The organism is Porphyromonas sp. oral taxon 279 str. F0450, assembly GCF_000292995.1.
Lineage (GTDB): Bacteria > Bacteroidota > Bacteroidia > Bacteroidales > Porphyromonadaceae > Porphyromonas > Porphyromonas pasteri.
On sequence record NZ_ALKJ01000019.1, the window covers coordinates 90,393 to 116,593 of the forward strand.

23 protein-coding genes and 2 tRNA genes are annotated in these 26,201 nt (G+C 54.3%); 9 read left to right on the forward strand and 16 right to left on the reverse strand.

Features of this window, described 5'->3' with window-relative positions:
* The first annotated feature begins 18 nt into the window (after positions 1-18).
* Positions 19-684 carry an outer membrane beta-barrel protein gene (locus HMPREF1323_RS04295; RefSeq protein ID WP_009433150.1) on the forward strand — a complete coding sequence of 222 codons (666 nt, stop codon included), beginning with the start codon at positions 19-21 and terminating at the stop codon, positions 682-684.
* Positions 685-779: 95 nt separating this feature from the next.
* On the opposite strand, the gene HMPREF1323_RS04300 is transcribed toward HMPREF1323_RS04295, so the two are convergent.
* The 3 genes from HMPREF1323_RS04300 to HMPREF1323_RS04310 form a co-directional block, all read right to left on the reverse strand.
* Complete coding sequence (locus HMPREF1323_RS04300) at positions 780-2,462, reverse strand: PAS domain-containing protein (RefSeq protein WP_009751897.1); 1,683 nt, start codon at positions 2,460-2,462, stop codon at positions 780-782.
* A 14-nt stretch (positions 2,463-2,476) separates the two neighbouring features.
* Positions 2,477-2,758: a cupin domain-containing protein gene (locus HMPREF1323_RS04305; protein WP_009751902.1), complete on the reverse strand. Its 282-nt coding sequence runs from the start codon at positions 2,756-2,758 to the stop codon at positions 2,477-2,479.
* Between the two features lie 250 nt (positions 2,759-3,008).
* Positions 3,009-3,935, reverse strand: coding sequence for a DUF3078 domain-containing protein (locus HMPREF1323_RS04310; RefSeq protein ID WP_009432941.1), 927 nt, complete (start codon positions 3,933-3,935; stop codon positions 3,009-3,011).
* Positions 3,936-4,776: 841 nt separating this feature from the next.
* Between HMPREF1323_RS04310 and HMPREF1323_RS04315 the strand changes: the two genes are divergently transcribed.
* From HMPREF1323_RS04315 to HMPREF1323_RS04350, 8 genes are all read left to right on the forward strand, one after another.
* A complete protein-coding gene (locus HMPREF1323_RS04315) occupies positions 4,777-6,735 on the forward strand; it encodes a helix-hairpin-helix domain-containing protein (RefSeq protein ID WP_198004368.1) in 1,959 nt (652 codons plus the stop codon).
* 121 nt (positions 6,736-6,856) lie between these two features.
* Positions 6,857-6,930, forward strand: a tRNA-Ile gene (locus HMPREF1323_RS04320).
* A gap of 537 nt (positions 6,931-7,467) precedes the next feature.
* The gene (locus tag HMPREF1323_RS04325; protein WP_052312354.1) at positions 7,468-7,821 is read left to right on the forward strand and encodes a hypothetical protein; all 354 of its coding nucleotides are present in this window, start codon (positions 7,468-7,470) and stop codon (positions 7,819-7,821) included.
* Positions 7,822-8,019: 198 nt separating this feature from the next.
* Positions 8,020-8,556 carry a phosphoribosyltransferase gene (locus HMPREF1323_RS04330; RefSeq protein WP_009433148.1) on the forward strand — a complete coding sequence of 179 codons (537 nt, stop codon included), beginning with the start codon at positions 8,020-8,022 and terminating at the stop codon, positions 8,554-8,556.
* A gap of 19 nt (positions 8,557-8,575) precedes the next feature.
* Positions 8,576-9,148 (forward strand): adenylate kinase, encoded by a 573-nt coding sequence (locus HMPREF1323_RS04335; protein ID WP_044124031.1) that lies wholly within the window; start codon positions 8,576-8,578, stop codon positions 9,146-9,148.
* 163 nt (positions 9,149-9,311) lie between these two features.
* Positions 9,312-10,511, forward strand: a complete 1,200-nt coding sequence (gene obgE / locus HMPREF1323_RS04340) for a GTPase ObgE (RefSeq protein WP_009433061.1) — start codon at positions 9,312-9,314, stop codon at positions 10,509-10,511.
* Positions 10,512-10,714: 203 nt separating this feature from the next.
* Positions 10,715-10,788, forward strand: a tRNA-Thr gene (locus HMPREF1323_RS04345).
* 100 nt (positions 10,789-10,888) lie between these two features.
* Positions 10,889-12,931, forward strand: coding sequence for a family 20 glycosylhydrolase (locus HMPREF1323_RS04350; RefSeq protein WP_009433145.1), 2,043 nt, complete (start codon positions 10,889-10,891; stop codon positions 12,929-12,931).
* Between the two features lie 322 nt (positions 12,932-13,253).
* Here HMPREF1323_RS04350 and HMPREF1323_RS04355 read toward each other — a convergent pair whose 3' ends face one another.
* From HMPREF1323_RS04355 to guaA, 13 genes are all read right to left on the reverse strand, one after another.
* Entirely contained in the window at positions 13,254-14,021 is a 768-nt protein-coding gene (locus HMPREF1323_RS04355) for an HAD family hydrolase (RefSeq protein ID WP_009433225.1), read from the reverse strand.
* A complete protein-coding gene (locus tag HMPREF1323_RS04360) occupies positions 14,008-15,210 on the reverse strand; it encodes a dicarboxylate/amino acid:cation symporter (RefSeq protein ID WP_009433115.1) in 1,203 nt (400 codons plus the stop codon). The genes HMPREF1323_RS04355 and HMPREF1323_RS04360 overlap by 14 nt, the downstream gene beginning before the upstream one ends.
* 161 nt (positions 15,211-15,371) lie before the next feature.
* Positions 15,372-17,174: a translational GTPase TypA gene (gene typA, locus HMPREF1323_RS04365; protein WP_009433162.1), complete on the reverse strand. Its 1,803-nt coding sequence runs from the start codon at positions 17,172-17,174 to the stop codon at positions 15,372-15,374.
* A gap of 443 nt (positions 17,175-17,617) precedes the next feature.
* Positions 17,618-19,045, reverse strand: coding sequence for a cardiolipin synthase (gene cls, locus HMPREF1323_RS04370; RefSeq protein WP_009751919.1), 1,428 nt, complete (start codon positions 19,043-19,045; stop codon positions 17,618-17,620).
* Between the two features lie 14 nt (positions 19,046-19,059).
* The gene (locus HMPREF1323_RS09180; RefSeq protein ID WP_009432985.1) at positions 19,060-19,506 is read right to left on the reverse strand and encodes a Rieske (2Fe-2S) protein; all 447 of its coding nucleotides are present in this window, start codon (positions 19,504-19,506) and stop codon (positions 19,060-19,062) included.
* A 21-nt stretch (positions 19,507-19,527) separates the two neighbouring features.
* Complete coding sequence (locus HMPREF1323_RS04380; RefSeq protein WP_009433163.1) at positions 19,528-19,953, reverse strand: SRPBCC family protein; 426 nt, start codon at positions 19,951-19,953, stop codon at positions 19,528-19,530.
* A 34-nt stretch (positions 19,954-19,987) separates the two neighbouring features.
* Positions 19,988-20,632, reverse strand: a complete 645-nt coding sequence (gene pyrE / locus HMPREF1323_RS04385; RefSeq protein WP_009432955.1) for an orotate phosphoribosyltransferase — start codon at positions 20,630-20,632, stop codon at positions 19,988-19,990.
* Positions 20,633-20,658: 26 nt separating this feature from the next.
* A complete protein-coding gene (locus HMPREF1323_RS04390; RefSeq protein WP_009433025.1) occupies positions 20,659-21,456 on the reverse strand; it encodes a nitrilase-related carbon-nitrogen hydrolase in 798 nt (265 codons plus the stop codon).
* A gap of 5 nt (positions 21,457-21,461) precedes the next feature.
* The gene (locus HMPREF1323_RS04395; RefSeq protein WP_009432926.1) at positions 21,462-22,007 is read right to left on the reverse strand and encodes a lysophospholipid acyltransferase family protein; all 546 of its coding nucleotides are present in this window, start codon (positions 22,005-22,007) and stop codon (positions 21,462-21,464) included.
* A 33-nt stretch (positions 22,008-22,040) separates the two neighbouring features.
* Positions 22,041-22,334, reverse strand: a complete 294-nt coding sequence (locus HMPREF1323_RS04400; protein ID WP_009432917.1) for a hypothetical protein — start codon at positions 22,332-22,334, stop codon at positions 22,041-22,043.
* 60 nt (positions 22,335-22,394) lie between these two features.
* Complete coding sequence (locus HMPREF1323_RS04405; protein ID WP_009433005.1) at positions 22,395-23,066, reverse strand: trimeric intracellular cation channel family protein; 672 nt, start codon at positions 23,064-23,066, stop codon at positions 22,395-22,397.
* A 21-nt stretch (positions 23,067-23,087) separates the two neighbouring features.
* Complete coding sequence (panB, locus tag HMPREF1323_RS04410; RefSeq protein ID WP_044114315.1) at positions 23,088-23,906, reverse strand: 3-methyl-2-oxobutanoate hydroxymethyltransferase; 819 nt, start codon at positions 23,904-23,906, stop codon at positions 23,088-23,090.
* 119 nt (positions 23,907-24,025) lie between these two features.
* Positions 24,026-25,546 carry a glutamine-hydrolyzing GMP synthase gene (gene guaA / locus HMPREF1323_RS04415; protein WP_009433080.1) on the reverse strand — a complete coding sequence of 507 codons (1,521 nt, stop codon included), beginning with the start codon at positions 25,544-25,546 and terminating at the stop codon, positions 24,026-24,028.
* Positions 25,547-26,201 lie beyond the last annotated feature (655 nt).

Genomic DNA, 26,201 nt, shown 5'->3' on the forward strand with positions numbered 1-26,201 from the left:
CTATAAGTACAGACAACAATGAAACTCTTTAAGAATCTCCTCCTCGGCGCCGGCCTCGCCCTCGCAACTGGTATGGCTCTCTCCGCCCAGGAGCTGGGTCAGCTCCACTATCGTGCTGAAGCAGGTCTTGCGATCTCGCGTATCTCAGCCCTCGGTGTCCACCACAATGGTGACACGGGTAAGTATCTCACTAGCTTCCGTGCTGGGGGGAGTCTCGTGATGCCTTTCGACAACACGATCTTCTCCTTCACTCCAGGGCTCTACGTAGTAGGTCGTGGTGAGAAGCAGGGAACAATCCTTGATGATGGCCTGAATCAGAAGAAGCTTTCTACCATCCAGACCTACTCACTCCAGCTCCCGCTGGATCTCTCCTTCCGTCTGGCTACAATTGCTGAGAAGCACCGTATCTTCCTTAATGCTGGTCCTTACTTTGCTTACGGTCTGTCGGCCAAGCTTTCGGGCGAGAACATCGATAAGGATCTTTATAAGGAGAATGCCTTCAAGCGCTTTGAGTTCGGTGTAGGTGCTAACCTTATGTATCAGTACAACCGCGTTTATCTTCGTGGCGGTATCGATGCAAGCCTTACGGGCATCACAAAGAAGAGCCTGGGTGCACCTTACTACGTGAGCCTCAAGACCCCTCGCTATGTCACCAGCTACATTACCCTCGGGTACGAGTTCTAAGACTCGCTGGAGATAACAGAAACTAAGCGACACGCCCCATGAGCAGAGCTGCTCATGGGGCGTGTCATTTTATCTAGTTGGGAAATGTAGGCGTGCTACTTATGCTCAGCGATACGCTTCTTGATGGCATCAATGAGGCTCTGCAGATCCATGCCACTACGCTCACTCATCATGCCGACCGTTGCCTTAGGGATCATGATGCGTGCCAAGGGGGAGGAGAGCATCTTGAAGGCTGGGTTGATCTCGGCAAGAGCACCCTTCAGCCAAGGATGATGCTCAAGGAGATCCTTGAGACGGGTAGAGGCTGTGATCTCTGCCTCAGCACTATGACCCGAGCAGCCACAGCTTGCTACCTTCTCTTCGGTATCTGGTACTACCTCGGGTGCTGCAGGAGCGTGACTGCTTCCCTTCATGCAGGAGCAGGATACATATTCGCTCTCTTCCTCTACTGCAGGGGCGGGAGCCGTAGGCGTAGCTTCTGCGGGCTTGTCATCCCCATGCTTGGAGGCAGCCTTGTTGCTCTTGTCCCATGAGAGGAGCGTACGTGAGCCTTCGAGACTGCGGATGCGTGTGCAGTCCTGCATCATCTCGAGGACGCCACGGAAGCGCCCTTCTTCATCACGTACGGCGACGTAGTAGATATAGATGAAGAGTCCAGGCTTGTTGATCCAGAAGTCCACTTCATTCTGCTCGCCACGGCGGAACTTCTCGATGATCTCTTCGACAAGGTGTACGCTGGTACGTGGGTGGCAGTTCTTGACATCTCGACCAATGACGTTCTTACTACGAGGGAAGACGCGGTGATCGGTGTCAGTGTAGAAGCGGACGATCTCGTTCTCATCGACATAGGAGAAGTCTACGGGCATATGCTTGTAGACGAGGTTGATCTGCTCAAGGGTCATCTGACCCGTGGCGACTTCGAGAAGCGCACCAGGTGTGCTCCCCCCGCCGAAGCCATACTTACCGAGGAGGCTCGCAAGTTCGTTGGCAAAGCCTGCAGCAGCTGTAGCGGGTACGGCTTCCTTCGGAGTATCAGCCTTAGGAGCTTCTTTGCCGACACGTATCCATGCGAAGCCAATCTCACGGTCACCTGACTTCATCTCCTCAAACTCTGCAGGGCGGATCATCGCCAGCGAAGTGGGGTAGAGTACTGTCTCTTCCTTCTGCATCAGGTCGAGTACGTCAGCTACTACGGTGGGCTGCATAGCGATGAACTCATCGTCCTTATCCTCCTCGAGGAGACGGCGGGCATCACGGATCTCATCGCGGATGAAGTCGTCGAGGAGCCACATCGTCGTGGTAGGGCGGTCGAAGCCCTTACGCTCGAGGATTGAATAGAGCTGATTCTGCTTGCGCGAGAGGTGAAGGCGGAACTTATGTAGCTCATCATATAGCTCGAGCCACTGATTTTTGATGACAGGGTACTGGGCAAGCTCTTCGACCTGCTTCAGCAGACGGCGCATCTCATCATTCTCACGCAGATAGCACATGATGGGATGGTCCTCGGGGAGGTCGGGACGGCTGCGGTCAAGTACATCTTGGAAGAGCTCCATCATCTGCTGGATATCTTCCTTGCGACATTCGTCTTCGTCGAAGGTCTTCAGCTCCTGCTCTGCCAAGGCGATCTCATAGGGACGCAGTGTCTTGACGCGCTCACGGAGTATGGCTCGCGCTTCGTCGAGCGTGAGCTTGCCGTCGAGGTATCGCTCCTTGGTATCAAGTACGATCTGGAGCTTCTCCATATCGATCTCGGGCAGATTATTGCGCATATTCTCCATACGGGGAGGGAAGCTTAGAGGTTGATGAGGTAGACGAAGAATTCGCTGTCGACGAGGGCTTCGATGCCGATGAAGGCTTCACCGTCGAAGTGCAGCAGGGTGCCTGGGCTTAGCGTATGCTCTTCGCTATTGTTGAGGGTTGCCTTGACTTGGCCCTTGACGACGCTGAAGAAAATGTCCTGTCCCTGGTGATCGTGTGGTGCGATCTTCTTGCCTTGGGGAAGGTTGACGTGTACGACCATGAGCTTGTCATTGTTGATGACTTGGCCAAACTCCTTGATTTCCGTTCCGATCATAATGCTACTATGTGGTGATATGTGTGATGATCTATCGGGCAGGATGAAGGGTAATCATCATTTTCACCCTGCTTCCATAGAGAAAGTATCCTGCTTTATCTTTCATTCGCAAAGAAAACAAATATATCTGGCTTTTCGTTCATCCATTGATAATTAGTCTGTACTCGGGCACATAGATATAGCAAGGGCTACTCCATATACTGGTGATATGGGGTAGCCCTTGGCTATATAGGATGTTGTAGGCTCTACCTTAGAAGCTGTAGGCAAGACCGAGGCCGAGTACTTCACGGAACTGGACCTTGGCACCGCGCTGGTTGCCAGCAGCATCGACCGTCTTGATATCGTCGTCGTAGACGAGGTTCGTGGTCAGCGTCGTGGTGAGGAACTTATTGATCTTGAAAGCGATCATCATATCCCAGTTCACGTCGATGTTACCGAAGTTCTCGTTGTAAGGCGTGAAGAGCGTGAGCTTCGTGACCAGGTTGATGTTCTCAGCGAGCTTACGCTTGTAGTTAGCTACTGCAAGAGCACCGACTTCTGCGAGCGTCTTCTTACCGGGCTTAACCCCGAAGGCACCAGCTGCAGAGAGGCGGTTGTCAAGGACGAAGGTCATCTTCCCCGTGATGGGAGAGAGCAGGAGGGAGAAGTCTTCGTTGGGCTTGTAGTCAGCACCGATAGCGAGTGTCAGATAGCCAGGAGCGAGGAGGGTAGAGATGTACTTATCCTTGTTCCCTGGGATATTGGGGTTCGTGTCAGAGTCGTACCCACGAGCGAACTGCGTGAGGAAGTCTCCGAGAGCAGAGATGCTCCAGTGCTTGGAGATGTTGTGACCGACCTTGGTGCTGAAGTTCAGCTTATCGACGCTCTTGAGCCACTTATTGGAGGTCGTAAAGGTCTTACCGAAGTCCGTGATCAGGGCATTGTCCCAGCTCCAGTCTCCCTTCTTGTAGTTAGCCGAAGCATTGAGGTAGAGGTTCCAAGCTACGGAGTTCTCACCACCTGCAGCCCAGTTGGTGAGTGATGTCTGAGCAAGGTTAAGGCCCGATACACCAGAGAACTTCCAAGCTGGTGCTGGAGCTGGTACTTCGGGAGCTTCAGTGGGGATCGAGTCCGTCTGTGCTGCTACCTGTCCCACGGAGAGGGCGAGGAGCGAAAAGGCGATAAAGAGTTTCTTCATTGTCTGTATTTATAATATGCTTGTGTGGAATTACCTTAGTTCAAAAGGCCTGCAAAATTACACATTTTTATATAAAGTGTGCTTGTGATCCAGAAAAGGTGCGGATCTATCCTGTCTAAATCTATGGAAATATTGGAGCTGTATTGAGGTCGTATCTACCAGTGCCAAGCGGATCCTTCGATAAGATTGCCCTGTGGAGACTATTGCCGCGAGTCCTGCCTTCTATTTAGAGTGCCAAGGCATCGTGCGCTAGTTCCCTGATATGCCTCTCCGAAGAGATACACAAGCCCTACGCCTTATCGCGAGTATTCCTCTTATCCAGCGGAGGGAAAAGCATCGTTCTCGTGAAGAAAAAAGCGCCTTCACGTAGTGGTTTTCCTCTGTCTATGCACGTAGATTTAAAGACTAGGCACGCAAATCCAAATATCCACGTACGTAGATATTAGAGCCACGCACGTAGCCCAACCTTTTCTGCCACTCGTCCACAACTTTTATCCCTACGCAGAGCAACAACCTAATAGAGGTCACTTCACAGAGCTATATAGCTTCCTTCGCCATCCTATATAGCTCTACCCACGCACCCATATACCTATATGTGGGACCATTGAGCAAGCCTATCTCTTCATTACTCGTACCTTCTTGAAGCTACTCTTACTGTATGCTACTCTATTGTATAGCGGTTCTTAGATGATGCAATAGAAGCCTATTTGTAAACGACTACTGGTTTCGGGGGCAAACGACTATTCGTTTCTCTTGCCTCAAGAGGACTGTGCTACACTTTCAGTACCTTTACAAGAAGAGTGCCCCACACAAGCACCCTAATATCACCACCATGAGCGCAATGAATCCTCATGTCATCACCCCCTTTATAAGGAGTAGTGTAGCCCTACTCCTCTTGGGGTTAAGTGCACTACTCAGCTCACTCCAAGCTCAGACGCCTACGGATAGCCTCCGCTCGGATGGGGGCTGGGAAGCTTTTATCGAGAGTCAGCTGCAGGTGGGCTTGCTTACCGAAGAAGAGGCGCACGAAGCGGCAGCTCTCTATGACGAGCTGAGGCGAGCCCCACTGGACATTAATTCCGTCCGAGAGGAGGAGCTACGTCGATTCCCGATGCTCTCGGACTATCAGATCTATCAGTTCGTCCGCTATCGCACCGATCATCAGGCTTTTCATGAACTCTCAGAGCTGAAGCTGGTGCCAGGCTGGAGCCTCTCGCTCATCGCCCTGCTACGCCCCGTCATGGTCTGTCGCCCCATAGTAGAGGAGCGTCCCTTGCTGGGAAATACGTTAGAAGCCACCCACGAGGCTCGTATCTTTTATGGTAAGCGTAGTAGCACCGACTTTGCTTCGAAGAAGCCACTTCTCGGCTCGGAGGATGCATTACGGCTAAGCTATAGCTATGCTACGCCCCATAGCCTGAGTCTCTTCATCGCGGGGGAGAAGGACTATGGCGAGCCTTGGCGACGGGGGGCGCACCGAGGATTTGACGCCTATAGCCTGCATGCCCAACTGGAGCATCGCACGCTGACCCTTGTCTTGGGTGACTACCGCGTGGCACGTGGTAGTGGGTTGATCCTCTCGCAAGGAGCTTTCCCGCTGATCTTCCTCTCACTGACCCCACGCCAGGGTACGGGAGTGCGTCCTGTGCGGAGTATGACTGAGAGCGACTTCTCCCGCGGGGCAGCTGGTATGCTTCGTGTGGGAAGCTACCGCTTGGGACTCTTCGCCTCTCATCGTCGTATAGACGCACACCGCTCTGACGAGGGCTTTCTTACTGCGCTCTCGGAGACGGGACTGCATACGACAGAGGTGGCTTGGGCGGCACGTCGGCAAGCCTTGACCCGGCTCTATGGCGGATGGATCGAATATCGTGTACCCGATCTTGAGCTATCACTACAGGGTGTATATCAAGATTGGCAAGGAGATCGACTAAGACACCCACCAGGGAGCCAAGGTGATGCGACGCTGGAAGGCTTGCAGAGCTATGCTGCCTGGAGCTTCTCCTACCGCTATCTGGCACTCCGAGGGCACCTGCGTCTTAGTGGAGAGGCGGCCTATACCTCTCGTTCAGCTTGGGCATTCATCCAGCATCTCTCTTATCTCCAAGGACGTTGGGCGGATCTTCGACTCTCCCTTTGGCATATCGGGGCGCATTACTGGACCTATTATGGGCGGGCGGGCACGCATGCACTCCGTCCGCATAGTGAGGATGGTGGTCGCCTACAGCTACAGTTTACTCCCTTCAGTAGCTTAGGATCGACCCTCCTTTATCTTGATGCCTACCGAGCCTACTCGCAGAGGTCGGGAGAAAATGTGGCTCGTTCGGCTGTGAGCTATGGCCTGATGACCAGCCTCCAGATCGAGCGTGAGGCAAGTCTGAGGCTACACTATCGGGGACGAAAGGATAGTCATCGCTTCAAGCTTGAGGGGGCGTATGATCTCGGCGCTTGGCAACCTCGCCTAGCCCTCCTCTATGCCCGTGGAGCCGCGTCTTCGGGCTGGGCTGTGCAGGGACGCTTGCGATGGACTCCTTCCGAACGGCTACAGCTGGACCTTTTAGCAGATGCCTTCGATGCTTCCAGCTGGGATAGCCGGCTCTATACGCTGATGCCGATGCTACGAGGTGAGTATGGTGCGACTCTATTATATGGCAAGGGGGCTGTGCTCGGAGGACGGGTGCGCTATCGTCTGAGTTCGCATTGGCAGATCGAGGGGCGTGTACAGCATGAGCATCAGCAGCGTGATGTGCGCCCGACGAAGACACTCTTCGCCCTCTCCCTGCGCTATCGAGGATGGTAAAGGGCGCTGTAAATACGCATCTCTTGGGCGGTTTGATTTGGCTAATAGGGCGATTATCTCTACCTTTGCGGGGCAAAAGTACATAGTACTCAGCCGAGTAAGATGAGAGTTTTCTCTCACTGGTCCTATAGCTCAGTCGGTTAGAGCACCTGACTCATAATCAGGGAGTCCTTGGTTCAAGCCCAAGTGGGACCACACGGTATAAGTTAGTAAAATACAGCGGGTTCGAAGCTCTTTCGTAGGGCGGATAGCCCGCTGATTTTCATTCTCTCCCTCCTTATTATGAAATCTAAGATAGGCTGCAATCCTGCTGTTGCCGAACGCTTCCAAGAACTTTTTAACTACCTGTGAAGTAAGGCTCTTGTGCATAAACAAAAAGATCTTGCGAAGCTCATTGGTGCTACTGAGGCTAATGTATCAAGGTTATTGAGTGGTGATGATAGATATACAACGAAATCTATGATTACTCGAATCAACCATGCTTCTGGGTATCCCTTCAGTGAGGATTATCTACTCCGTGGTGAGAGGACTCTATTAAGTGATCCTGAGTCAAGTGTTTCTGAGAGGGAGTTGAGAGAAGCCTGTGAAGAGGAGCCGAGTGCCTTGGGATCGCACACTCTTCTACAGCTTCCTGTTATCCCTACTACGCTGGAGGCTGGTATGGGGAGAGGTATTCTCTATGAGAGGGACGATACGCAGGATTTAGAGGATGTATATGCAGCTTACGCATCAATGCCCGTATTCCTTGATCGGGAGGCCTCGCCTTGCTATCAGCTATTCTGTGTGCGTGACGATAGTATGACGGATGGTACACGCGACTCGCTCTGTATCGGTGATATCCTGCTTTGTCGTGAGGTCTTCCGCGAAGATTGGACGCACGGTCTGATTGGTCGCTATCCGAATGTGGTGGTAGTCACAGAGGAGGGTATCCTGCTTAGACGGCTCACCAAGCATGATCGGAAGCAGGAGACGATCTCCTTGCATTCCCTCAATGGTGGGGATGAAGATCGCATCATAGCGCTTCAGGATGTCAAGGCCTTCTTCTATGTAGAGCGTCTTATTGAGCGGCACCTGTCGCAGTGGTAGCTGGCACTTCCTGTCGACTTATAAGGATGGAGATGCTATATAATATAGGTAGAGCGGGCTAAGTCGATGCATAATCGCTTGGCTCGCTTTGCCTATATGAGGGCCTCTGCATCGGTGTGCGTGCGTTACGTCTGATATAATAATGCTAACTTTGTAGCTTCTTAATAAGCAAACCGTAGAGTTAAGTAACATCCTTCAATGAGAGAAATAGTACTCAAGGGGCTGACCTTCGTGCCCTATATTGATGCCAAGACCATAGGCCAGGCAGTCAAGAAGCTCGGGGAACGCCTGAAAGCTGACTTTAAAGATCGTGACCCGCTCTTTGTCTGCATCATGAATGGCTCATTCATGTTTGCCTCCGAGCTCATGTACGCTATAGACGAAGACTTCGAGGTTGCCTTTGCTCGCTATAGCAGCTACCAGGGGACCAAGAGTACCTTTGAGCTCAAGGAAGTGATGCCTGTGACGCAGTCCCTCGAGGGGCGTGTCGTCGTCATCGTCGAGGACCTCATCGACACGGGCTTCACTATGTACAATCTACAGAAGCACTTCTATAGCCTGGGCGCTAAGGAAGTCCACATCGCTGCGATGCTCTCCAAGCCCGAGGCCTTGAAGTGTGACGTCCGCACGGATTACGTAGCGATGGAGATCGAGAATAAGTTCATCCTTGGTCATGGGCTCGACTACGATGACTACGGTCGCATGTTCAGAGATATTTATCAACTAAAAGACTAATCATACTTTAGAGACAACGATGCTTAATTTAGTGATCTTCGGAGCACCAGGCTCTGGCAAGGGAACACAGAGTGAAGTCCTTATCGAACAGTTCGGGTTCGATCACATTTCCACCGGCGACCTCCTGCGCGCAGAGATCAAGCAGGGTAGTGAGCTGGGGAAGTCTGCCAAGAGCTATATCGACGCCGGTCAGCTTGTCCCCGACAGCCTGATCATCGGCATGATCGAGAAGGTACTCCAGGAGCGCCAGCCCAAGAAGGGGCTTATCCTCGACGGGTTCCCCCGCACTGTAGCTCAGGCCGAAGCGCTGGATGCGCTCTACGCCAAGCACGGGACTGCTGTACATGCTGTCCTGGATCTTCAGGTCGCCGAAGACGAACTCATCCAGCGCCTGCTGAAGCGCGGTGAAGAGAGCGGCCGTAGCGATGACAACCTCGAGACCATCCAGAAGCGTCTCGGTGTCTATCATGCTCAGACGGCTCCTATCGCTGAGCACTACGCTAAGAAGGGAGTGCACCACGCCATCGAAGGTAGCGGCGCTATCGCTGATATCACGGCACGCATCGCTAAGGTCGTCAACGCCCTAAGCTAAGGACAAGACCACCAGCATGTAGCCCAGCCTCATTGGTTGGAGGACAAGGCATAGTGCCTGGAGCGTGGCGCTTCTCACCCACGGGTGAATCGGCTGACCAGACTTCAGACACGTGCCTTTCCTTATTTTTGTACCACATTAATGATAGAAGACGAGAGCCACTATGGCAGAATCAAACTTTGTAGACTACGTCAAGATCTACTGTCGCTCAGGTAAGGGCGGCCGAGGCTCTACGCACTTCCGTAGAGAGAAGTACATCCCCAAGGGCGGCCCTGACGGTGGGGATGGCGGTCGTGGTGGTGACATTTATATCCGCGCCAATGAGAACTACTGGACCCTCCTCCACCTGCGCTATCAGCGCCACGTCATCGCAACAAGCGGGGGCGGTGGTGGGAGAAACCGCTCCACGGGCTGTGATGGGGTTGACCAAATCATCGAGGTACCCGTAGGTACCGCCGTCTACGATGCCCTCACAGGGGAATTCATCATGGACCTCAACCGCCACGGGCAGCAGGAGCTTCTCGTCAAGGGCGGTCGTGGCGGTAAGGGGAATACCTTCTTCAAGACACCGACCAACCAAGCTCCGCGCTATGCCCAGCCTGGTGAGCCTGCTCAGGAGCGCACCGTAATCCTCCAGCTCAAGATGCTCGCCGATGTCGGCCTCGTTGGCCTTCCTAATGCAGGGAAGTCTACGCTCCTCTCCGTCATCACCGCTGCTAAGCCCAAGATCGCGAACTATCCCTTCACGACGCTGGAACCCAACCTCGGCATGGTGCGCTATCGTGATGACCGCTCCTTTGTCATGGCGGATATCCCTGGTATCATCGAGGGCGCTGCAGAAGGGCGTGGCTTAGGCTTACGCTTCCTTCGCCATATTGAGCGCAACGCTCTGCTCCTCTTCATGATCCCAGCCGATACGGAGAATATCGCCGCCGAGTATCGTCTCCTCCTCAGTGAGCTGGTCAAGTACAATGCTGAGCTCACGGAGAAGCGCAAGGTCCTCTGCATCACCAAGTGTGACTTGATCGATGAGGAGATCCAGGGCTGGATCGTTGATGAGCTACACAAGGAGCTACCCGCAGAGCTTCCTATCTGCTTCATCTCCGCGGCTGCTCACCAAGGACTCACCGAGCTGAAGGACCTCCTGTGGCAGGAGCTTAATCGTGAGACAAAGCACCGCACCGAGTCTATCATCCAGCAGTCTATCGACGTCACGAGCCTCACCTTTGATGATGATGATGACCTCCCCAGCTTTGATGAAGAAGACGAAGACTTCGAAGAAGAATGGGATGACGAAGATGGCGACCTGGAGTTCGATTGGGACGATGTCGAGATCGAAGCTGAGGATGCTACCGAGGAATAGATAACCGTCGCCGATAACTAATCATACGTCAATAGGGGCGTTTCTGGGTGCATTCCCAGGGGCGCCCTCTTGCATTTTCGGATATTTATACTACTTTTGCACTGGGTAAGTCCTATACGACCAGCTCCCTTTGACTCCCCCAGGGCTTGATCGCAGCAAGGGTATTAGGTTGTAGCGGTGCGATATAGATCGCTTACCCACCTGCCTCTTTAGCTCAGTTGGCCAGAGCACGTGATTTGTAATCTCGGGGTCGTTGGTTCGAATCCGACAAGAGGCTCAAAGAAAGAAAAGGGGATGTGCCAATCGACACATCCCCTTTTCTATTGCCTTTTAATATGAGATGATGATATCTCTATCTGCATCGAATTAATCCGCCTATGACAAGCAAGCATTACATACTATTATTAAGTGGCTGCCTACTTCTCAGTGCAAGTGCTGAGGCTTCGGTAGACAAGCTCCTTCCTCGTCCCCAGCACCTGGAGATGCACGCAGGGAAGTGTAGTACGATCCGTCTTAAGCCCGAGGGGCTGTATCTACAGGATGAGCTGACGGAAATACTCCAGCGGAACGGCTGTGCCATTGATTCGCGTAGCCCCATCGTGGTGCGCACCTCGATCGTGCCCTCGCTTCCCAAGGTTTATTTCAATAAGGAGGAAGCCTATCACCTTCGTATCGGAGCGGATGGTATCTACGTGGATGCACTCGAGCGTATCGGCTTGTATCGTGGCTTGCAGACCTTAGAGCAGCTCCTCATCTCAGCAGAGAAGAAGGGCGAGCTGGAGGCGTGCGACATCATCGACTGGCCTTCCTTCCGCATGCGAGGCCTTATGCACGATCTCGGCCGTGCCTTCATCCCTATGGAAGAGCTGAAGAAGCAGGTACGTCTCTTGGCACAATACAAGGTCAATACGCTACACCTGCACCTCACCGAGCATCAAGCATGGCGACTGCAGAGCAAGCGCTATCCTCAGCTGACGGAGGCACGCCACACGACACGTATGCCAGGGAAGTTCTACACCCTCTCGGAGCTACAGGATCTGGCACGCCTATGCAAGGAGCTACGTATCACGCTCATCCCCGAGATCGATATGCCGGGTCACAGCTCCGCTTTCTCGCGAGCCATAGGCTTCGATATGCAGACGCCCGAGGGTAAGCGCGTCGTCAAGGATATCCTCACGGAGCTGGCCGAGAGTCTCGATGTACCTTACATTCACTTGGGTACGGATGAGACGGACTTTACGGATAAGCTCTTCGTCCCCGAGATGGTCGAGCACGTTCGTTCGCTGGGTAAGAAGGCTATCGCGTGGAATCCCGGCTGGTCCTTCAAGAGTAAGGAAGTCGACCTCCTCCACCTATGGAGCTCAAAGGGACGCATCGTGTACGGCACACCCGCTATCGATAGTCGCTACCATTACCTCAATCACTACGACCTCTTTGCCGATATCCAGATGCTCTACAGCAGCAAGATCCTCGGCGTCACGGCGAGCAATACGAACGTGATGGGGGCGATACTCGCCGTATGGAACGACCGCTATGTGGAGTCTCCTCGCACTATCATGCAGGAGAATGCCGTATACCCTAATATGCTTGCTCTGGCCGAGCGTGCTTGGCTTGGGGGCGGTGCGGGCTACTTCAATGCTCCGGCCGCAGCGCTTTCTCCCGAAGCAAGCCCCGAGACGCGAGAGGCGTTCGTGGACTTCGAGCGCAGACTCCTGTGGCATAAGGATCGCGTCTTCGCCAGCGAGCCCTTCCCCTACGTGGCACAGAGCCATGCCCAGTGGTATATCAGCCCCGTCTATCCCAACGGTGGTGACCTCACAGCTTCGTATCTACCCGAAGAGCAGTACCTCAAGCAGATGAAGGCGCACCAGTATGCACCACCTACCGAGGTGGGTGGAGAAGCCTACCCTTACCAGCGTACCAGCGGAGGCTCGGGAGTCTATCTCCGTCACGTGTGGGGAGACATTTGCTACGGCCTCGTCCCCAATGCATCGGAGAACAGCACCGTCTACGCTACGGCTTGGGTGCACAGCGATGCCGCCACGACGGCAGGCCTGATCTTCGAGACGCAGAATTATAGCCGTTCGGAGGCGGACGTAGCTCCCCAGCAAGGCACGTGGGACTATAAGGGCAGCCGTCTGTGGGTCAATGGAGAAGCTATCGCGCCTCCCCGCTGGCAGAATGCTGTCGGGCAGCGCAATATTGATCTTCCCCTTGCCAACGAGAACGCGGCTTCGCGCCCGCCCCTACAGATCCAGCTGCAGAAGGGCTGGAATCAAATTCTGATTAAGCTACCGATTGGGCGCTTCACGCTCCCCGAGATTAGGCTGAATAAGTGGATGTTCGCCGCGGCGATCACCACGCCCGACGGCGGCAAGGCTTTGCCGAACCTACAATACGCCAAGCCCAGCCTCAAGTAGGCGCTTCGGCTTCGGCTCATTTAGCACAAGAGGGTGCAAGGGAAGGATACTTCCTTTGCACCCTCTTTTCTTTTGATAATCAAGAGGATGAGATCTCCGTATATATGGCTGGAAACTTCCGTATATACGCAGGGGAATTTTCGTATATACAAAAATAAATTTCCGCATATGCGAAAAAATATTTCTGCATATACGGAAATTTATCGCTGTGCGCACAGCGCTTTTTCGCCTTGTCTTCGGAGGAAAAGGGCGGGGGCTTGGGCGCCTTAGCGAGGGGGGAAGAGTGAGGGATGATCCTTCCTCCTCTTACCTCCCAGCGAGGCTATACGGGGAGCGTCCAGTGAGCGCGTAGGATGGGCAGCGCTTCGGAGAGCTCTTGCATCGAGTCGAAGACAAGGTGAGCGCCTTCGTCTGTAAGAGCGCTTTCAGGGAGCAAGCCGGTATTCACCGCGATGGTGAAGATGCCAGCAGCGACGGCCGCCCGCACCCCCATGGGGGCGTTCTCCACGACGAAGGCCTCGGCAGCGCTTACTCCAGCCTTCTCCAAGCCCATGAGGTAGGGTTCGGGGTCGGGCTTACCACGGCGCACGTCCTTGCCCGTGACCATGAGATCTTCGGAGAAGACCTTGGGGAAGGCTTCATCCAGCCGCCCCAAGAGCGAGGCTTGCGAAGAGCCTGTGACGACAAGGCGCTCCACGTCGGAGAGCTGGGCGAGTACCAGCTCGACACCTGGGAGTGTCTTGCCCGAATTGTACTCGTTGAAGAGCTGTGTCTTGCGCTCATACAGCCACTTCGTCTCCTCGGGGGAGGCGTCGCGGCCGAGAGTACGCTGGTAGAGTAACTTGATCGTGTAGCTACCCGTCTGGCCTTCGAACCAATAGACGTCCTCTTCGTTCATCTGCAGACCTACCTCGTGAGCGGCTTGCACCCACGAACGGCAGTGTGCGGGCATCGAGTCGAAGAGTACGCCATCCATGTCGAAGAGCGCAGCGGAGAGAGTAGGGAAGGGCGCGCTGAGGCCTTGCTCGGCGCGGTAGGTGCGGAGTGCCTTGAGGACTCCTTCGGTGCGTGCAGCCTTATTCTCTGTCACGTACTTCACCTCCTTCCTGAGCTGGTCTGCCCTTATGCCCTAAGAGCTTATCGACGACGAGGGCTATGGCACCATCGCCGGTAACATTACATGCAGTGCCGAAGCTGTCCATTGTGATATAAAGTGAGATCATCAGCGCCTGCTCCTCGACCGTAAAGCCTAAGATCGACTGGAGGATGGCCAGTGCCGCCATGATCGCGCCGCCAGGCACGCCAGGAGCTGCTACCATCGTCACCCCAAGCAGGAGGATGAAGTGTGTGAACATACCTAAGTCATACGTCCCGCCACGCATTAGTATAAGAGCAAGAGCGCAGGAGACGATCTTCAGCGTACTGCCCGCGAGGTGGATCGTAGCGCAGAGAGGTACGGTGAAGGAAGCCACCCCGTCGCTGACGCCATTCTTCTTCGCTTGGGCAAGTGTCACGGGGATCGTCGCTGCCGACGAAGCCGTACCCAGTGCCGTGAAGTAAGCGGGAAGCATATTGATGAGCAGGCGGATGGGATTCTTCCCCTGCACCAGCCCCGCGATAGTGAACTGCAGGAGCAGTAGGAAGATATGGAGCACGAAGATCACCCCGATGATCTTGATGAAGACCACCAGTACCCCAACGACCTTGCCACTGCTCGCCATTTCCATGAATATCCCGAGGATATAGAGTGGGAGGAGCGGGATGATGACCTTCTCGATGACGCCCGAGACGATATCCTTGACATCGATGATCACGTTCTTGAGCGCCGTAGACTCCAGATGTGCCACGCCAAGGCCAAGGACGAAGGCCAAGATAAGTGCCGTCATGACGCCCATCACGGGAGGCATTGCGATGGTGAAGTAGGGCGTAAGAGCTTCGGGACCTGCTTGTAACTGGTCTACTTGCCCTGCATCGATGAGCTGCGGGAAGATAGCATTCCCCGTGAAGTAAGCCAGATAGCCAGAGAAGACTGTAGAGCCATAAGCGATAGCTACGGTCAGCAGGAGCATCTTCCCCGCGCTATGGCCGATGCCCCCGATAGCTTCAGCTACGAGAGCGACGATGATAAGCGGGATGGCGAAGTCGAGGAACTGCGAGAAGATCGCATTGAAGGTCAGGAAGAGTCGCGTCACCCCATCAGGCACGATGAGCCCGAGGCCGATACCCAGGGCTATCGCTATGATGATGCGGGGAAGCAAACTGAGTCGTAGAGCTTTCATTCGCTGAAAAGAGATAAGGGTTAGTGTAGTTAGTTAGCTTATAGTGAAAGACCCTACTAAGATAAGCGATGAAGCAATACGACCGGCATACATCCTCTCGTAGGGGAGGGGGTACGCCAGTCGTCTTGTCTTAGGAGGTCATGATCACTCCGTGTGTAGTGTTACTGTCTATTCTGTCGCTTGCGCTCGGTCTCATCAAGGATGATCTTACGCATACGCATCGAGACGGGCGTCACCTCGACATATTCGTCGGGGCGGATATACTCCAGCGCGTCCTCAAGGCTGAAGACTACGGGAGGAGCCAATGATACCTTATCATCGCTACCCGAAGCACGCATATTCGTCAGCTTCTTGCTCTTGCAGACATTGACGGCGAGGTCACCTTCCTTCGTGTGCTCACCGACGACCTGACCGGCGTAGACCTCTTCCTGTGGAGCGATGAAGAAGCGACCACGGCTCTGGAGGTTGTTGAGGGCATAGGCGTAGGCCGTCCCCGTCTCGAGGGCAATGATCGAGCCGTTGCTACGACGCTCGATATCGCCCTTCCATGGCTGATACTCGAGGAAGCGGTGGGCAAGGACAGCTTCACCAGCCGAAGCGGTGAGGACGTAGTTGTTGAGCCCGATGATACCGCGCGAGGGGATGTGGAATTCGAGGAATGTACGATCGCCCTTCGTCTCCATCATCGTCATCTCACCCTTGCGGCGCGTGACGACATCAATGATCTTGCTCGCAGACTCCTCGGGGAGGTTCACCGTGAGCAGCTCTATGGGCTCGTGGGGGACGCCGTCGATCTCGTGGATGATGACCTGAGGCTGACCGACCTGTAGCTCGTAGCCTTCGCGACGCATGGTCTCGATGAGGACAGAAAGGTGGAGGACACCACGGCCGTAGACGATCCAGCTGTCTGCGGTCTCCGCAGGCTCGATGCGCAGGGCGAGGTTCTTATCCAGCTCCTTCATCAGGCGGTCGTGGATGTGGCGGGAGGTGACGAACTTCCCTTCGCGCCCATAGAAGGGCGAGTTGTTGATGGTGAAGAGCATGCTCATCGTGGGCTCATCGACAGCGATGGTCTCGAGCGCTTCGGGCGTAGCTACGTCCGTGAGCGTCTCACCGATCTCAAAGCCTTCGATGCCGACCAGCGCACAGATGTCACCCGAGGAGACGCTATCTACCTTCGTTCGGCCAAGACCTTCGAAGATGTTGACCTCCTTGATACGCATCTTTGCGATCGAGCCGTCACGCTTGCAGAGAGCTACTTCCTGCCCTTCTCTGAAGGTACCACGGTGTACGCGACCTACGGCGATACGGCCGACATAGGAAGAGTAGTCCAGCGAGGTGATAAGCATCTGTGCTGGACCTTCGATCTGCGTGGGAGCGGGGATTTGCTCGAGGATGGTATCCAGTAGGGTGGTGATATCTTCGGTAGGCTGCTTGTAGTCCTTGCTCATCCAGCCCTGCTTAGCCGAGCCATAGATGGTCTCGAAGTCAAGCTGCTCTTCGCTGGCATTGAGGCTAAACATCAGGTCGAAGACCATATCCTGTACCTCTTCGGGGCGGCAGTTTGGCTTGTCGACCTTGTTGATGACTACGATGGGCTTCAGTCCCATCTCAATGGCCTTCTGCAGTACGAAGCGTGTCTGAGGCATAGGGCCTTCGAAGGCATCGACGAGAAGCAGGCAGCCGTCAGCGAGGTTGAGCACGCGCTCTACTTCGCCGCCGAAGTCGGCGTGACCTGGGGTGTCGATGATGTTGATTTTGACGTCCTTATAGCGGATGCTGACATTCTTGGAGAGGATGGTGATCCCACGCTCACGCTCGAGGTCATTGTTATCGAGGTACGTATCTACTTCGGCAGCCTTATCATCTCTGAAGAGCTTACCGGCTAAAAGCATCTTATCTACCAGCGTCGTCTTACCATGGTCGACGTGAGCGATAATCGCTATGTTACGAATGTCTTGCATCTGTTTCTTATAAGTTCATCTATTACGGGCACAAAGGTAGTCAATAATGCGCACTTATGGGGGGATTCTCGCTTCTCGGCGAATAGTTTTTTGCGGGTGAAGCACTCATTTCTTCTCACAAAAGACCATGCTTTCTCTCCTGGTAAATCGGCTATCGACATTGCTCGCAAAATGACTTCGTGCTGTGGATAGGAGGTGATAGTATTGAGGGGGCTTTGCGACCAGTACTGCTCGGCGAATGGACCAGTACTGGTCACATATATGAACCAGTACTGCTTCGCGCTTCAACCAGTACTGGTCACTTCGCTGACCAGTACTACTTTGATTTTCCTTCCCGAAAGAAGGTGACTAACACGCACTGCAATAAATAGATAAAATGCTATAAGGCTAACTCCCCGAAATCGAGAGTCAGCCTTATACTATGATGTAGGAGATGAAGGTCTCTATAGGAGGGGGGCAAAGAGGCGCATGAAAGATTCTGCAAAGCGGACCATTCGCCCACGCTGCTCCCACTCCTCGTAGGTTAGGAGGTGGCAGGAGATCTTGTCTTGGTCGAAGAGCGTACGTAGGCGCTTGGCTGTCCCCGAGTCGTAGATGATCCCCGAGATCTCGAAGTTGTGCTCCAGGCTACGGAAGTCCATGTTGGCCGAGCCGATAGTCGCTATCTGATCGTCAACGAGAAGGAGCTTGGAGTGGAGGAAGCCGTCGGTGTATTGGTAGATCTTTACCCCTGCCTCGAGGAGCTGTGTGAGGTAAGAGTTGGCAGCGAAGGTAGTCAGGCGCGAGTCCGTCTTGAGAGGGAGCATCAGCTCGACCTTCACACCCGCAAGAGCTGCTGTGATAAGAGCGTTGTTGAGGTTTTCCGTCGGGAGGAAGTAGGGAGTCTGGATGCAGATGCTCTGGCTGGCTCGTGAGATCATGTAGATGATCGCTTGCTCGATAGTGCGCCAGTGGCTGATTGGGCCACCCTGGATGAACTGCACGGATGGAGAATACTCGTTTGGCTCAGTCGCAGGATCAAAGTAGCGGTCTACGTTGATGACCTTGCGTGAGACGGCGTACCAGTCAATGAGGAAGGAGCTTTGGAGCCCTGCTACGGCTACTCCCGTGATGCGGAAGTGGGTATCACGCCAGCGTCCAAGTTCAGAGCCCGTGAGGTAGCGCTGGGCGAAGTTCATCCCGCCGACATAGCCGATGGAGCCGTCGATGACGACGATCTTGCGGTGATTGCGATAGTTCACCGTGGTAGAGAGGAGTGGGAAGGCCACACGCATGAAGGCGTAGACTTGGATCCCCGCACGACGTAGGCGCCTCCAGTAGGAAGAGGGGACGTTGTATGAGCCGAGGTGGTCGTAGATGATGCGGATGGTGACGCCTTCTTCGGCCTTGCGAAGCAGGATGTCCGTCAGGCGGTCGAGTACATCGTCTGCCCCGAAGATATAGGCTTGCAGGTGGATGTATTCCTCGGCTTGCTCCAAGTCGGCGAAGAGAGCTTCGTACATATCTGCTCCCCAGGCATAGATGTCGAGGGACTGGAGCTGGAGGAGAGGGCTGTCAGAGTTGCGCTCGACGAGCTCGATGAGTCGCTGGTGTTCTTCTGTGGCTTGTCGCTTCTTCAGCAGATGCTTGGGGAGGGAGAGACGCTGCGGCTTGAGCATAAGTCTCCGATAGAAGCGGCGGTTGATGCTATTCAGACGCTTCTGGTCTTGGCCGAAGACGATATATACCATAATCCCAAAGACGGGGATGAGCCCGACGATGAGGATCCATGCAGAGGCCTTGAGCGGATTGCGGTTCTCACTGAGTACCGTCCCGATGACCCCTAATACCGTCAGTGTGTAGGCAATGATAAGCCAAGAGGAGAGCTCCATAGTGAGGTGTGGAGTTAGTTGGTGACGAGGAGTTTGTCCTGTCGAGAGAGCTGCTGTACGCGGTAGCTACGAAGAGGGCTTCTTGCTGGGCCTGAGAGTGGGCGACCCGTCCCTGAGAGCAGGTCAAAGTGACTCTCACACTTGGGACAGCGTAGCTCAAGCCCCGAGAGCTGGAGTTGAGTCCATGGTGCTGGCTCGACGGGACAGGCCAAGTCGAAGGCGTAGAAATCTTCGCGATCTATGGCATGGACGATGGCCAGACCTGCAAGCCCTGCACGCATCGATGCGATGGTCGAGTGTGGGATGAGGGCTATTCCCCCAGGGGAGAGTAGCGTGCGATACTGCGAGAGTTGCAGTGGTACCTCATAGTATACCGATGTCCTGGGGAGCGGTGTCTCGGTGGTGGAGGTACAGGAAAAAAAGAGTAGCCCCACACAGAGCGATAGCAGGTACTTGCTCATATCGGTGGGGCTACGAGGGAGCTAGTAGTTGTAAGGGATCATGGTGAGCATCTCCGCGAGCTTCTCTACCCCGTCATTGAGCTTGCTCCCAATCATCTTCCGCATGAAGAAGTTGAGGTCAGCACGGAGGGTGAGGCGTAGACGCGTATCCCCTGGTGCAGGCTCGAGGAGCTGGATCCAGAGGGTCAGGTCGATGGGAGACTGCTCTGTCTCCAGCTTGATCGTACCCTCGGGCTCTCGCTCGATGATACGGAGCACGAGACGCCCAGCCCCAGGGACGACGAAGGTGCAGCTATCACTATCGATAGGCTCGATGGTGATCTTCTCACGCGCTTCTTCGGGGAGGCGGTCTTGGATATTAGCCAGGCCACTCAGGTCTGAGAGACGCTGATATACTCGGGTGCGAGGTGCGGCGATAGCCTTGATAGAACTTACGTAGTCGGACATGAATTCGTCGGATGATGGGATAATGGTGCGGGGCTTACTTCTTTCCGGTCCAAGCGGCAGGATCCTTGCGCCACTCCTTGAGGAGCGCTTCGTCGTCAGCCGAGATGTAGCCCGTAGCGAGTGCTTGGCGGATGACAGCATCATAGCAACTGAGGGTCACGAGGCGGACGTCAGCCTCAGCGAAGGCCTGCTCTGCCTGAGGGAAGCCATGCGTGTAGACTGCGACCATACCGAGGACAGAGCATCCTGCACGACGAATAGCATCCACAGCCTTTAGGCTACTACCACCAGTGGAGATGAGGTCTTCGACGACGAGGACACGGCTTCCTGCGGGTAGCTCGCCTTCGATCTGATTGCCCATACCGTGGTCCTTAGCTACGGGGCGGATGTAGACGAAGGGTAGACCCAGCAGGTCGGCGACGAGGGCACCCTGAGCGATAGCCCCAGTAGCAACCCCAGCGACGACGTCGGGAGCATCAAACTCACGGTGGATAGCTTCGGCAAGCTCCGTCTTGATCAGCGTGCGTACCTCAGGATAGGAGAGGGTGACGCGGTTGTCACAGTAGATGGGAGACTTCCAGCCAGAGGCCCAGGTGAAGGGAGAGTCGGGCTGAAGCTTTACGGCCTTTACCTGAAGGAGAGCTTCGGCGATACGTTCTTGGGTGGTGATAGCGCTCATGGGGATTGTTCTTTTATAGGAGTGAGTTAGATCTGTAGGAGGAAGGGATCGGCATCACCCCAGACGGGGAATTTCTGCCGAAGGTCCTGAAGGGGGGCGTAGTCGAGTGTCGCTGTGATGACAGTATCTGCTCCTTCTTCAGCCTCGACGAGAGCCTTGCCACGTGGGTCAATGATGACAGAGTCGCCCGAATAGACGAGGCGGTTAGGATCTTCGCCTACACGGTTGACGCCGATGACGTAGCTGAGATTCTCCATTGCACGGGCACGAAGGAGGGTACGGAAGACCTCACGACGCGGGCGTGGCCAGTTGGCTACAGCGATGATGAGGTCATATTCGTTCGACACATTGCGGCACCACACGGGGAAGCGCAGGTCGTAGCAGATGATGGGGAGGATGTGCCAGCCCTTGAATGTGAAGATGGAGCGGCTAGTGGCAGAGCTGACGAATTTCTTCTCCCCTCCAGGAGCGAAGAGATGACGCTTTGCCTGAAGCTGTACCTTCCCATCGGGCTCAATGAGGAAGAAGAGATTATGTATGACTCCCTTGACCTCACTGAGGTAGCTCCCAGCGAGAGCGACATTGTACTCGTGAGAGAGTCGGAGGAGGGTCTGGTAGACTTCGCCTTGCTCTCGGTCTGCAAGCTTCGCTGCTTCGCTTGAGAAGCCCGTAGTAATCGTCTCGGGGAAGATGATGAGATCGCTCGTCGCAGCATGATCTCGGATAAGGCTCTCGATGAGCTGGAGGTTAGCCGAGACATCATTCCAGTGGATACTGCACTGTACTGCGCTGACTCGTAGGGGAGCTGGGAAGCTACTTGCCATAAGACTTAGGGAGTGAATTGCTCGGGATACTTTGCCTGGGACTTATCGTATCGGCTGCGTATCGTTGCCAGATCTTGCTCTATATCGCCTGTGGGATAGAAGACCTCGAATATACCGAGCTCCTTCTTACCGTAGTCAATGACGGCGAGCTCGATGGGAAGGCCTGCTGCAACGGCGATATGGTAGAAGCCACTCTTCCACTTCTCTCCTCGAGAGCGTGTACCCTCGGGGGTGATAGCAAGGTGAATCTGTCCCTTCTGTCGGAGCTGCTCTTGCAGACGCTCCACGGTCTGGGTGCGCTCCTTGCGATTGACAGGAATACCACCTAAGGCTCGGAAGATAGGGCCTAAGGGGAAGAAGAACCAGTCGCTCTTCATCAGGAAGCCGGAGTCGAAGCCAGCGGCCCAAGAATAGAGAAGCCCGAGGGGAAAGTCGTAGTTGCTGGTATGTGGAGCGACACAGATGATGCTCCCTTCAGGCTGCTTGCCAGGGTGGGGGATAACCTTCCATCCAAAGAGACGAAGCAAGCTCTGAGCTATTTTCTTACGCAATTGTATAGGGATACTATGGGATGAAGTCGAGCGCTATAGACCTTCGACGAAGTCGTCCAGGCGCTCTGAGAAGCTCGTGAGGTTCGTGATGACGTAGTGGCGAAGGTCTCTGTAGTAGGCCTTCACGAGCTGAGGATTATGCTTGCCACTGGGGTGGGTGACGCGGCGGAGACTGTCGTCGGTGAAGACCATGATGTCGTCCATCAGGTCTTCGATCTCAGCCTGCATCGCTTCGCTCCCAGAGACGGCACGGATGATAAGAGCCTCGTCGAAGAGGCGCATGACCTCTGCGATGATCTCTTTCTTAAGGGTTCTTTGACTTGCCATAATGGTAGAGTATGTGAGGAGAGATACTCCTCATATAGGGCAAAGATATGGATTATGGGCTTAGCTTACTCCCTTCTCCTGCTCGCTTTTCTCTGTGAGCTTAGGATTGAAGGTCGGCAGCTGAATATGCAGGACCACCGCAAGCACTCGGAAGATGAATACCGAGATGGCGGATATGAACTGCACCCACTCGATGGGTAGGCTTGAGTAGCGCCCCATGAGGACATAAATGATCGAGCCAAGGACGCAGGCCGAGGCATAGAAATCTGTGCGGAAGATCAGGGGCGTTTCGTTGATCAGTACGTCGCGCAGAAGCCCTCCGAAAGAGCCGGTGACTGTACCCATGATGACAGCAACCCACCAGGGGAAGCCTGCGGCATAGGACTTAGCGACACCTACGACTACGAAGAGCCCGAGGCCGATGGCGTCAAAGACGAAGAGGGAGTGATTGAGGCGGACGACTTGGCGTCGGAAGATGATCGTGAAGATAAGCCCGAGGGCCGTGATGATCAGATAGGATGGCTGGACAAGCCAGAACGGCTTGATGTCTAAGAGAATGTCACGTATCGTACCACCTCCGACAGCAGTCACGAAGCCCACAACGTAGGCTCCGAACCAGTCTAGCCCCTTCCCCGCTGCGAGACGGATACCACTGATGGCAAAGGCCAGTGTGCCGAGGTAATCACACCAATTGACAAAGTCATTGACATCAACAAGATGAGCAAACTTCATAGCCCGTGATCTCCTTGCTTGTTAGTAGGACTCTGCATCAGAGGGGAAGCTACGCTCCTTGACTGCGGTGATATAAGCCCCTGCTGCCTGCTTGATTTCCTCACCAAGTGCAGCGAAGCGACGGAGGAACTTCGGCGTGAAGCGGTCTTCCATACCGAGCATGTCCTGTGAGACGAGGACTTGCCCATCGACACCGCTACCAGCCCCGATACCGATGACGGGTATCTGCAGGGACTGAGCTACACGTGCCGCAACAGAGGCGGGGACCTTCTCAAGTACTACAGCGCAGCAACCAGCACGCTCCAGCCCGAGAGCTTCTTCGAAGAGCTTGTCTGCGGCTGCTCCTTCTTTGCCTTGAAGTCCATAGCCTCCGAGCTGATGTACAGATTGAGGCGTGAGACCAAGGTGACCAACGACGGGAATACCTGCCGCTGTGAACTGGCTGATTGTGCTGAAGAGGTGCGTACCTCCCTCAAGCTTGACTGCATCTGCACCCGTCTCCTTCATGATGCGGATAGCCGAAGCGAGAGCGGTCTCAGGACTGATCTGATAGCTCCCGAAGGGCATGTCTACGACGACAAAGGCACGCTGCACACCACGGACTACACAGGCACCGTGGTAGATCATCTGATCGAGAGTAATAGGTAGGGTCGTGGTATGGCCTGCCATCACATTGGCAGCAGAGTCTCCGACGAGGAGGATATCTATGCCAGCAGCGTCGAGGAGACGTGCCATCGTATAGTCGTATGCCGTGAGCATCGAGATGGGCTCACCCTGAGCCTTCATAGCTGCCAGACGGAGGGTCGTCACCTTCTTCGTCTCGGCTTGGTGTTGAGACACTTCTTTATTGATATAAATTGAGGGGTAAGCCACCACCCTAATCCCTGGGACGGGATAGGGTGGTGGCCTCTGTGATTATACTTCTGTGGATATAGAGAGTCCGAGAGTAGTGTGATGCTCTACTCCCATTCGATGGTGCTGGGTGGCTTGGAGGAGATGTCGTAGACGACACGGTTCACCCCACGTACCTTGTTGATGATCTCATTGGAGACCTTAGCCAGGAACTCATAGGGGAGGTGTGCCCAGTCTGCGCTCATCGCATCCGTGCTGGTCACAGCGCGTAGTGCGATGGTGTACTCATAGGTACGTTCATCACCCATGACACCGACAGAACGGATGGGGAGGAGGATCGCACCAGCCTGCCATACATTGTCGTACAGCCCCCACTCGCGCATCATCGACATATAGATGTCGTCAGCATTCTGGAGGATCTCGATCTTCTCAGCCGTGATCTCGCCGAGGATACGGATACCTAAGCCGGGGCCAGGGAAGGGCTGGCGCTTGATGAGGTGAGGCTGCATACCCATCTCAAGACCTACGCGACGCACCTCATCCTTGAAGAGGAGGCGAAGTGGCTCAACAAGACGGAGCTTCATGCGCTCGGGGAGCCCACCGACATTGTGATGGCTCTTGATGACCGTACCTGTGATGCTGAGGGACTCGATGACGTCGGGATAAATCGTCCCTTGACCAAGCCACTTAATGTCCTTGAGCTTGTGAGCTTCTTCGTCGAAGACCTCGATGAAGCCACGGCCGATGATCTTACGCTTCTCTTCGGGATCAGTGACACCTTGGAGAGCTGAGAGGAACTTATCTCGTGCGTTGACGCCGATGACATTGAGGCCTAAGTGCTCATAGTCACGCAGGACATTCTCGTATTCGTTCTTACGCAGGAGCCCATGGTCGACGAAGATACACGTGAGGTTCTTACCGATAGCCTTGTGAAGGAGAACTGCCGTGACAGAGGAGTCAACCCCGCCAGAGAGAGCCAAGATGACCTTGTCATCACCCAGCTGAGCACGAAGCTCTGCCACAGTGCTCTCGACGAAAGAGGCTGGAGACCAGTTGCCACGGATACCCGTTACCTTGAGGAAGTTATCAAGGATCTTGAGACCTTCTTCAGAGTGGAATGCTTCGGGATGGAACTGAACCCCCCACGTACGCTCGCCATCAATACGGAAGGCTGCTGCCTCTACGTCCTCGGTACTGGCGATGATACGGAAGCCCTTAGGGAGCGTGGTGATGGTGTCACCGTGGGACATCCAGACGATACCGCCAGGTGTGATACCCTCGAGGAGCTTATCATTCTCGTGACGTAGCGTGAGGTGCGCACGACCATACTCACGGCTATCGCAGGGCTCTACCTTACCACCAGCTTGGTGAACGAGGCTCTGTGCTCCATAGCAAATACCGAGTATGGGGAGACGCCCACGCAGGGCGGATAGGTCGGTGCGGAAGGCTGCTTCGTCGTAGACCGAGTAGGGACTTCCTGAGAGGATGATCCCTGCGATGCCCGTAAGATCTTCGGGTACCTTGTTGTAGGGTACGATCTCGCAATAGGTGTTCAGTTCGCGGAGTCTACGGCCGATGAGCTGTGTTGTCTGCGAGCCAAAGTCGAGGATGAGTATCTTCTCCTGCATAGTTACTGATGGCTTTCTTATTTATAAGTGGTAAGACCAATTCGAGACAAAGATACGAATTGTAGGAGACTCAGCTGATAGTGCTCGTATACTCATTGTTTCATCTTATGAGACCATTGCGCAAGGCCATCTCTTCACAGCTTGCACTTTTCTCCTTCGAAGCTCTCAGCCTAAAGCCTCCGATCTTCGGGGGAAGAAGGTACGAGTAATGAAGAGGTGGTCTTGCACAATGGTTTCATAGCAGGTATATGGGTGCGTGGGTGGAGCTATATAGGATGGTGAAGAAAGCTATATAGCTTTGGATCGATTCCTATATAGCTTTGGGCTGATTTCTATATAGCTTTGCTTGGATTCCTATATAGCTTTCGGTGCGAAGCTATATAGCTTTGAGAAGTGACCTGTATTTAGGTTGTTGCTTCGCGTAGGGATAAAAGTTGTGGACGAGCGGCTGATAAGCTTGATCTACGTACGTGGCTCTAATATCTACGTACGTGGATATTTGGATTTACGTGCTTGGTCTTTAAGACTACGTGCGTAGATAGAAGAATATCACTACGTGAAGGCGCTTTTTTCTTCACGAGAATGACGCTTTTCCTTCCGCTGAATAAGAGGAATGCGCACGACAAGGCGAAGGGCTTGTGTATCTTTTCGGAGA